Source organism: Curtobacterium sp. MCBA15_007 (assembly GCF_001864905.1).
Taxonomy (GTDB): domain Bacteria; phylum Actinomycetota; class Actinomycetes; order Actinomycetales; family Microbacteriaceae; genus Curtobacterium; species Curtobacterium poinsettiae.
This window is the reverse complement of sequence record NZ_MJGM01000007.1, coordinates 6,915-7,949: the sequence shown is the minus strand read 5'-3', so window position 1 is coordinate 7,949 and position 1,035 is coordinate 6,915. Positions and strand designations below refer to the sequence as shown.

1 protein-coding gene is annotated in these 1,035 nt (G+C 66.0%); it reads left to right on the top strand.

Annotated features, from left to right (window positions below; all coding sequences use genetic code 11):
* A partial coding sequence (locus tag BIU95_RS04875; protein WP_071250715.1) for a S1 RNA-binding domain-containing protein occupies positions 1-1,035 on the top strand: 1,035 nt, incomplete at both ends.

Genomic DNA, 1,035 nt, shown 5'->3' with positions numbered 1-1,035 from the left:
GAAGATCAAGGAGTCCGACGGCGTCGTGACCGGGACGGTCATCGAGGTCGTCAAGGGCGGCCTCATCGTCGACATCGGCCTCCGTGGCTTCCTCCCCGCCTCGCTCATCGAGCTCCGTCGTGTCCGCGACCTCACGCCGTACCTCGGCCAGGAGATCGAGGCCAAGATCCTCGAGCTCGACAAGAACCGCAACAACGTGGTCCTGTCGCGCCGTGCGCTCCTCGAGCAGACGCAGTCCGAGTCCCGGACCACGTTCCTCAACAACCTCCACAAGGGCCAGGTCCGCAAGGGCATCGTGTCCTCGATCGTCAACTTCGGTGCGTTCGTGGACCTCGGTGGCGTCGACGGTCTCGTCCACGTCTCCGAGCTCAGCTGGAAGCACATCGAGCACGCCAGCGAGGTCGTCGAGGTCGGTCAGGAAGTCACCGTCGAGATCCTCGAGGTCGACCTGGACCGTGAGCGCGTGTCGCTCTCGCTCAAGGCGACGCAGGAGGACCCGTGGCAGGTCTTCGCCCGCACCCACGCGATCGGCCAGATCGCACCGGGCAAGGTCACGAAGCTCGTCCCGTTCGGTGCCTTCGTCCGTGTTGCCGACGGCATCGAGGGCCTCGTGCACATCTCGGAGCTCTCGAACAAGCACGTCGAGCTCGCCGAGCAGGTCGTCTCGGTCAACGACGAGGTCTTCGTCAAGATCATCGACATCGACCTCGACCGTCGCCGCATCTCGCTCAGCCTCAAGCAGGCGAACGAGGGCGTGGACCCGGAGAGCGACGAGTTCGACCCGGCGCTCTACGGCATGCCGACCGAGTACGACGACAAGGGTGACTACAAGTACCCCGAGGGCTTCGACCCGGAGACCAACGAGTGGCTCGAGGGCTACGACACGCAGCGCACCGAGTGGGAGGGCCAGTACGCGGCCGCCCAGGGTCGTTGGGAAGCCCACAAGGCGCAGGTCGCGAAGACCATCGCCGACGAGGCGCAGGGTGGCTTCGACCTCCCGGCGACGGCTTCCTCGTCGTCGTCGTCGTCCTCGTC